The organism is Bacillus sp. P4_D3 (assembly GCF_056401855.1).
Map to the genome: position 1 here is coordinate 1 of NZ_JBFUIN010000133.1, position 7,610 is coordinate 7,610.

Annotated in this window: 7 protein-coding genes, 1 pseudogene and 1 riboswitch; of the genes and pseudogenes, 3 read left to right on the plus strand and 5 right to left on the minus strand. The window is 34.3% G+C overall.

Translation table 11 applies throughout. The features are described from left to right. Positions 1–80: 80 nt before the first annotated feature. Complete coding sequence (locus tag AC1DTM_RS14520) at positions 81–281, minus strand: hypothetical protein (protein ID WP_477000392.1); 201 nt, start codon at positions 279–281, stop codon at positions 81–83. Between the two features lie 309 nt (positions 282–590). Here AC1DTM_RS14520 and AC1DTM_RS14525 point away from each other — a divergent pair, with 309 nt between their 5' ends. Further along, a complete protein-coding gene (locus AC1DTM_RS14525; RefSeq protein WP_002111540.1) occupies positions 591–1,865 on the plus strand; it encodes a sensor histidine kinase in 1,275 nt (424 codons plus the stop codon). Positions 1,866–1,924: 59 nt separating this feature from the next. On the opposite strand, the gene AC1DTM_RS14530 is transcribed toward AC1DTM_RS14525, so the two are convergent. After that, complete coding sequence (locus tag AC1DTM_RS14530) at positions 1,925–2,668, minus strand: DUF3967 domain-containing protein (protein WP_002111539.1); 744 nt, start codon at positions 2,666–2,668, stop codon at positions 1,925–1,927. A 236-nt stretch (positions 2,669–2,904) separates the two neighbouring features. Between AC1DTM_RS14530 and nucA the strand changes: the two genes are divergently transcribed. Together nucA and comJ are read left to right on the plus strand one after the other, a co-directional pair. Further along, a complete protein-coding gene (gene nucA / locus AC1DTM_RS14535) occupies positions 2,905–3,339 on the plus strand; it encodes a DNA-entry nuclease (RefSeq protein WP_002014817.1) in 435 nt (144 codons plus the stop codon). Between the two features lie 39 nt (positions 3,340–3,378). Beyond that, positions 3,379–3,768, plus strand: coding sequence for a competence protein ComJ (comJ, locus tag AC1DTM_RS14540; RefSeq protein WP_002111536.1), 390 nt, complete (start codon positions 3,379–3,381; stop codon positions 3,766–3,768). Between the two features lie 41 nt (positions 3,769–3,809). Here comJ and metE read toward each other — a convergent pair whose 3' ends face one another. The 3 genes and pseudogenes from metE to AC1DTM_RS14555 all read right to left on the minus strand — a co-directional run. Beyond that, positions 3,810–6,098, minus strand: coding sequence for a 5-methyltetrahydropteroyltriglutamate--homocysteine S-methyltransferase (gene metE, locus AC1DTM_RS14545; RefSeq protein WP_477000391.1), 2,289 nt, complete (start codon positions 6,096–6,098; stop codon positions 3,810–3,812). 130 nt (positions 6,099–6,228) lie between these two features. Beyond that, positions 6,229–6,416, minus strand: a riboswitch (cobalamin riboswitch). 202 nt (positions 6,417–6,618) lie between these two features. Continuing rightward, positions 6,619–7,176, minus strand: a complete 558-nt coding sequence (locus tag AC1DTM_RS14550; protein WP_002160661.1) for a PadR family transcriptional regulator — start codon at positions 7,174–7,176, stop codon at positions 6,619–6,621. A 91-nt stretch (positions 7,177–7,267) separates the two neighbouring features. Beyond that, positions 7,268–7,610: pseudogene (locus AC1DTM_RS14555) on the minus strand (MFS transporter); the annotation flags it as partial.

Here is a 7,610-nt window from a genome sequence, read left to right on the forward strand (position 1 = left end):
AGTATAAGTTGTGTGAGTTAATTAAAGTTTCACTCCATTTGTTTAAGCATAAACAAAAAAAAAGCCGCTGCAAGCGACTTTTAATAACCGTATTCCCAATCTATTTCATCTTCGTTCCAAAGTACGGAAGATACTCTGCCAAGATGGACAACGGATTCATTTACAGCACATGTACAATCTTCTTCCCCTGCTTTATGTTGCAATTCTTCGTATACTGATTTTTCAACGTTTTCTAGCACAACCAAATTTTCTTCTTTTAAAACAAGCRTAGTACCCGCCATATTTATCTTCCTCCTACTAAAGTAATGATCACTTATTTGTAAACATAGATAGTATGGATTATATGCTGTATTTTGCAATAGTTGTCCGTCTAGTGAAGTGTTTTTTATTTTCTTTGTAATCCGTATTCATTGTATACTGCACGAAGGAAATTTGGTACAGGGTTTACAATCATTTCGGAAATTTGTAACATTTATTATTAGTTGTTAACAAATAATTAACAAAAATGTTAAGAAAAATCAAAATTTTAAAACAAATAGAGTTATAAAATGATATAATCATATCAAAATACATATAGGGGATGACAGGCTATGGAGCTGATTCGTGATTTAATGATCCAAATTGCCATCATTATTTTACCACTATTTTTATATGAAGCGATTCGTTTAAATCGTTATCAAGAAATGCTTCCGAAGCCTAATCGCTACTTTATTATGTTTTTATCTAGCGTTACACTCGTTCTCTCCATGACATACTCTATTTGTTTTGGTACCGTTTGCGGATACAATTTCCATCCAATCCCAATTGTTAGTGGTTTTTTATATGGTGGGATTGTTGGGCTCATCCCTGCCATTATTTTTGTTGCATATGAATGGATTTCTAAGGGGCTCAGTTGGTTGCCTATCGTAGAAGTTATATTTCTTTCGATAATTCCATTGTTTTTGTCAAAGAAATGGTCTCTGTTTTCAAGAGATAAGAAGCTAATATTAGCTTTTATGATTGCATCATTTTATGTTCTTGTTTCATTAGTAGTCGGGATGTTGAATGTCCTTTTAGAAACAGGTTTTACACCGTACATATCTAATCTATATAGTGGGTATATATTTGCATCACTTATTATGGTTATGACAATGGTATTTCAAGTGTATTTGACTGAGTATTTAAACGAAAATGCATTATTGCGTACAGAAATGCAAAAATCAGAAAAACTTAATATTATAAGTGAGTTAGCTGCAAGTGTTGCACATGAAGTTCGAAACCCTCTCACTGTTGTACGAGGGTTTATTCAATTGCTAGAGAGTACGGAAGACGTAAAAAACAAAGATTATATGCGTCTCGTATTAGCTGAACTGGATCGTGCTGAACAGATTATTTCAGATTATTTAAATTTAGCAAGGCCTCAAATTGAAAAAAAAGAACATATTTGTTTATCAGCACAATTAATTGAAATGACAACTCTTATGTCATCATTTGCAGCGATGCAGGGCGTTTATTTGCAAGTTGAGATTTCTGAGAGCCTTTATACTATCGGCGATAAGGCGAAATTGAAGCAAGCTATTATGAATGTTGTTAAAAACGGTATTGAAGCAATTCAAGGAAACAAAGGGTATTTAAAAGTAACGGCTATTCAAAAAGATGAAATGATAATAATAAGAGTTAAAGATAGTGGTGTTGGAATGACAAAAGAACAGTTAGCAAGGCTTGGACAACCGTATTATTCTTTAAAAGAAAAAGGAACAGGATTAGGTCTTATGGTAACATTTAGTATTTTACAAGCGCATAATGGTACATTGGAATATAAAAGTGAAAGCGGAAAAGGAACTGAAGCTATTATTATATTGCCAGCTGTACGATATAAGGAATAAAAGTTACCGGTAGAAGGTAACTTTTTATTTTATCTTGCATTAGAAAAATATACGAAATTTCATTCATTTATTTTATCTTGTTTTGTTCGAACGAATAAACTTTTAAATGATTGAAAGAAGCTTTGCTCTTTTGAGGCGGCGACTAATTTTTTTGTTTCTTGAATTTCGCGAATAACTTGCATAAGTTGTGCATCGCGGTTGCTATCTTTATTGTAAATTTGATTGACAAGTTTATTCATTTTTTCTTCTTGTTTGGATTCTCGCTTATACATATGATTCATTAATAAGTCCATCTTTTCTTTTTGGAGTGCATCTGTTTGAGCGGCGTGAACAACTAGCTCTTGTAACATTTTTTCTTGAGAGCCTTCTTTTACATAAACTTGTTGCATTAGTTCATCTAATTTCTCGTCTTTTAAACGATTTTGTGTAATGAGAGTAGAGTTTTGATGAATAATTGCTTCATTTAATTGAGCAAGCATTTCAAGTTTTAACATGAACTCCTCAAAGTTACGTCCATCTTCTTTCGGTTGTATCTCTTGTTTATCTTGAATAACAGGGACAGGTGGGGCCTCTTTTTCTTTTAAAATAATAGGTATTGTTTCTGAAATGTCTTCTTGTAATGTAGCAGCTCTTTCATGTATAGATTTCAATAGTTTTAAATCATCCAATTTATAAATACGAGCATCAGCTGTTTTGGAAATAATATAACCGTGTTCCTCTAAGAGTTGGCTATATTTTCGGACTATATGTTTTGGGATACCTGTTTTATTTGTAACATCTTTCGTTTTATAAATAGCTTCCATGATAGTTCCTCCCCAAAAAGTATCGTATATATCATTTCAATCTTTTATGAGGACTTCCTTTGAAAAAGAATGTCGGAAGGTTATTAGTTTTCTACAGCATTAGTGAAAAGATGAGGAAAAATGAATGTTTTTGGCGAAATGGAGAGGAAGAGCTAAAATAATGTCTGAAAACATACATAGAAGAAGTTTGTTATAATAACTGAGGAAAAGAAATTGGTAGGAACACGGAGGTACACATGAAGCAATTTAAAGGTATTATCATTTCAATTATTGCAATTCTTTCTCTTTTGGTAGCGGTATATGAAGTACTTGTGCCAGAGGAGACAAGTACTAAAAAAACAACTACGTATGATCAAATTCTAGAGTTCCCGAAAGAACGATATCCAGAGACCGGGAAACATATAACGGATGCTATAAAAGAAGGGCATTCAGAAATGTGCACAATTGATCGTAATGGTGCAGCGGATAGAAGGAAATTATCGTTAGCGCCATATCCGACGAAGAAAGGTTATGATCGTGATGAATGGCCGATGGCGATGTGTAAGGAGGGTGGAAAAGGAGCCCATATTGAATATATAAGTCCAGCAGATAACCGCGGTGCAGGTTCTTGGGTAGGGAATAAGCTAGACAAATATCCAGATGGTACGCGTGTGAAATTTGAAGTGAAATAGTAATTGGCGTACATTTCATAGTGGAGGAGAGGGGTAGTTATGGAATTAACAATTTCATATTCGCAATTAATGATAATGAATTATGATGGTCAGCAGCCTTATGTAGATTGGACTCCTGAAGATTTTGAAAGAGGCTATGCTGAGGTGGATGGAGCTATTATTTTTGAAGCAATCTCTGACTATACTTGTGAAGTAGAAGTTACTTGCGGAAATCATATTGAGAAAGAAGAAGTGGTTAGAACGATATCAGTTCCTTTCACAGTGAAGAATGAAGAAGTATATATAACAAGTATTCTTTCTAATAAATTGCATATTCCTATTCCTAACGGGGAATATATGATAGTCTTGCAGGCAACTCCTCTTGAAGAGCCAACAGACGATGAATTGTATAAAGTACAATACGACTTCTATTTTGAGAGTGTAGAATAAAAAAACGTGTTATCCTTTTTGAAGGATAACACGTTTTTTTATTATGCGTTTGTTTTTAGGAGAGAACGAGCGTCTTTTGCTGCCTGAACCATGTGCTCTAAAGCAGGTATAACTTCCTCAGTTCTTCGTGTTTTTAAACCACAGTCTGGATTAATCCAGAAATATTTAGGATCACATACTTGTAAAGATTGTTCTAAGATTGCGAACATTTCATCTTTACTTGGGACACGTGGGCTATGAATATCATATACACCTAGACCAATTCCTTTTTCATATGTTGTATGTTTTAATGTATTAATAAATTCTCCATGACTTCTTGATGTTTCGATAGAAATAACATCTGCATCTAATGCACGAATTGCATCTACAATATCTTCGAAGTTACTGTAACACATATGAGTATGAATTTGTGTTTCATTTTCTACAGAAGATGTTGCTAAAAGGAATGATTGAACTGCCCATGTAATGTATGCATCCCAATCTTTTTCTTTTAACGGCATACCTTCACGAAGTGCAGGCTCATCGACTTGGATTACTCTAATTCCGGAAGATTCAAGTAATTCAATTTCATGACGAAGTGCTAATGCAATTTGATATGAAACTTCTTTTCTTGAAATATCATTTCGAACGAATGACCAATTTAAAATAGTGACAGGTCCAGTGAGCATACCTTTTACTACTTTCTCTGTTAAGCTTTGTGCATATACAGTTTCTTTAATAGTCATTCCACTTATAAAGGCAACATCACCATAAATAACAGGTGGTTTTACGCAACGGGAACCGTATGATTGTACCCATCCGTTTTTAGTAAAGGAGAAACCAGCAAGTCTTTCGCCAAAATATTCCACCATGTCAGTTCTTTCGAATTCACCATGTACTAGTACATCAAGACCAATATCTTCTTGGTAACGAATCCACTTTGCAGTTTCTTGTTCAATGWATTGATTATATTGTTCATTTGTAATATCGCCGTTACGCCACTGTTTACGTGTTTGACGAACTTCAGATGTTTGCGGGAAGCTACCGATAGTTGTTGTTGGTAACAACGGTAATTGTAAAGCTACTTGCTGTAGTTCATATCGTTTTTCAAATGGAAGGGGACGTGAGAAATCATCTTCTTTAAGTGATGTACGTGCCACTTTTACATCTTCACGATTACGTGCAGCTGATGAGCGGATTGCATGATGTGCATTACGATATGTTGTCAAATCGCTACTTATGCTTTCTACACCTTTAGTAAGAGCAGAATGGATAAGGACTAGTTCTTCTAATTTTTGATTAGCAAATGCAAGTGCATCAAATAATTCAGTTGCTAAGTGCGTTTCTCCCGTTTTATCAATTGGAGTATGCAATAAGCTACAAGAAGGTTGAACAATGAAACCTTTTGCTGTGATTTGATTTTGTAATGTTGTAAATAAAGAAAGTACATCATCAAGATCAGCTCTCCAAATGTTACGGCCATCTATACAACCGATAGCTAAAATTTTATCAGCTGGGAATCCATATTTTGAAATAGCATTTACATTACCTTCTTTGCCATGAACAAAGTCTAATCCAATACCAGAAACAGGGAATGTAATGATTTCTTCATAGTTCTCTTCTACACTATCAAAATATGTTTGTAGAAGAAGATTAGCATTCGGAACTTCTTTATGAATAGCTTCGTAAAGTTCTTTCGCTTGATTAATTTCATCTTTTGTTAAAGATGCGAAGATTGGTTCGTCAACTTGAATAATTTGTGCTCCAGCTGCGTGTAATTCAGAGAATAATTGTACATAAGGTGCAACTAGCTCTTTTAAAATAGTGGCAAATTGCTCTTCGTTATAACCTTTTGCTAGTTTTAGGAATGTATAAGGTCCTAAAATAACTGGTTTTCCATCAACACCTAACTCTTTTTTCGCTTCTTCATATAAACGAAGAGGACGATTGTCTTTTAAAGAGATTTGTAATCCTTCTTCATATTCAGGAACAATGTAATGATAGTTTGTGTTAAACCATTTTGTCATTTCAGAAGCAACATGATCTTTAGAGCCACGTGCCATTGCAAAATATACATCAAGGTAAGAGGTAAACTCTGAAAAACGTGACGGGATGAATCCTAACATGTAGGCCGTATCCAGAACGTGGTCATAATATGTAAAATCGCCAACTGGAATTAATTCAATTCCTTTTTCTTGCTGTACTTTGACGTGTTGAAGGCGAATTTCTTTCATTGTCGTTAAAAATTGTTCTTCATCAATTTTATTGGACCAAAAAGCTTCCAATGTTTTTTTCCACTCTCGTTGTAGTCCGATACGTGGATAACCTAAGTTACTTGTTTGAATTGCCATTTTAAATTCCTCCCTAATTGAAAGTAAGCATTTCCGTTTACTCGGAAATACCTATAACAAAAAGCATAAAGGCATAGAAAAATAAGCCTTCCTTTTTGTTTTTAACACCTCATCATCATCCGTGAGTCTATCAGTGTTGTTAAAACAGGCAGGTCTCCTGACTTATGCTTTATATAATTTCTTTCACCTTCCCGTTTTCACAGTGGCATAGAAAAGAAATCTCAGCATTTACAGTGGCGGGACCGTGTTGGAGTTTCACCAAGCTTCCCTTTTAAACACGAAACGAAATTTCCGTGTACCTATTTTCCTTTTGAAAGGAATTTAACAAGCGATATGATATTGAAACAAATTCTAACACAATTTTTTGAATTTTGTCCACTGTTTTAAAAAGAGAAAATTCTAAAGTTTTTTATTAATTATTATTTTAAATATTCTGATTTTTATAAGTGGAGAAAAGGTGTGAGAATTGAAATAAATTGTGGTTAAGTTTCCGAAGAAGAGGGCTATCTTCTTCGGAAACTTAACCTTCATCAATATCAATTTCTGAAAGCCGTCCTGCCACTGCATCTGTAAGGAGGGTGTTTAACCATTGTAATTCAACGGTAATATGCTCAATAACGCTTTGTAAAATGTATAGTTGTGCACGTGGAATGTTCCCTTTGCTACAATCGTATATAGTTTGCATTTTATGTAAATATTGAACGGTATCATTTTTCTTTTTTTCTAAAATAGGAACTAACTCTCGATCATCACCAAAATGAGCAAAAGAGAGTGCGGAATAGATCGGTTTATATATTTGGTTTTTTGCTTCGAACTGTTTTAATAGTAACGTGTGAAATAGCCGTTTACCTTCTTCTGTTATATGAAAGATTGTTTTATCTGGTCTATTCGTATCTCGAACAATAGTTGTAATGCGAATTGCGCCTTGCTTTTCTAATTGCTCGAAGGCGTAGTACAGTGATCCTTTTGCGTATTTAATATAACAATCCATGTGTCGTTCTTTCATAATGTGCTGCACTTCATATGGATGTTTATCTCCTTCGAGTAGCAAGCCGAGAATGACTAATTTCATACTCATGCTGTCTCAACTCCTGTATATAGAAACTTTATATATATTATAAACGGCATATCCTTTTTCATAAAGGGATATGCCGTTTCTTTTTTCTATACTAACTTACTTTCTTTTGTTTTTGTTTCGTTTCTGGTCCTGTGAAGAGGCGCTCATTTCCCATAAGCAAAATACAAATAATACTTAGTATGGCCGGAATAAGTGCCCAGAAGAACGTATTAGCAATAGATGTTGCAAGAGCATCCTTAATTCCGCTCAGTACTTCAGGAGGTAGCTTTTCTGTAGCATTTGGTGATAATAAAAAGCTTGTGTCTCCACCTTTAGGAGCCATTTTTGCTAGTTCAGGAGGGAAGACTGCTTTTAATTTATCAGTGAAAACATGATTTTGAATTGTACCGAAAATCGTTACACCAAGAGTCATACCGAGTGAACGGAAGAATGAA

What these genes read in the sequence shown, in the direction of transcription:
- AC1DTM_RS14525 (WP_002111540.1), top strand. Translation starts at nt 591, where the DNA reads ATGGAGCTGATTCGTGATTTAATGATCCAAATTGCCATCATTATTTTA.
- AC1DTM_RS14530 (WP_002111539.1), bottom strand. Translation starts at nt 2,668, where the DNA reads ATGGAAGCTATTTATAAAACGAAAGATGTTACAAATAAAACAGGTATC.
- nucA (WP_002014817.1), top strand. Translation starts at nt 2,905, where the DNA reads ATGAAGCAATTTAAAGGTATTATCATTTCAATTATTGCAATTCTTTCT.
- comJ (WP_002111536.1), top strand. Translation starts at nt 3,379, where the DNA reads ATGGAATTAACAATTTCATATTCGCAATTAATGATAATGAATTATGAT.
- AC1DTM_RS14550 (WP_002160661.1), bottom strand. Translation starts at nt 7,176, where the DNA reads ATGAGTATGAAATTAGTCATTCTCGGCTTGCTACTCGAAGGAGATAAA.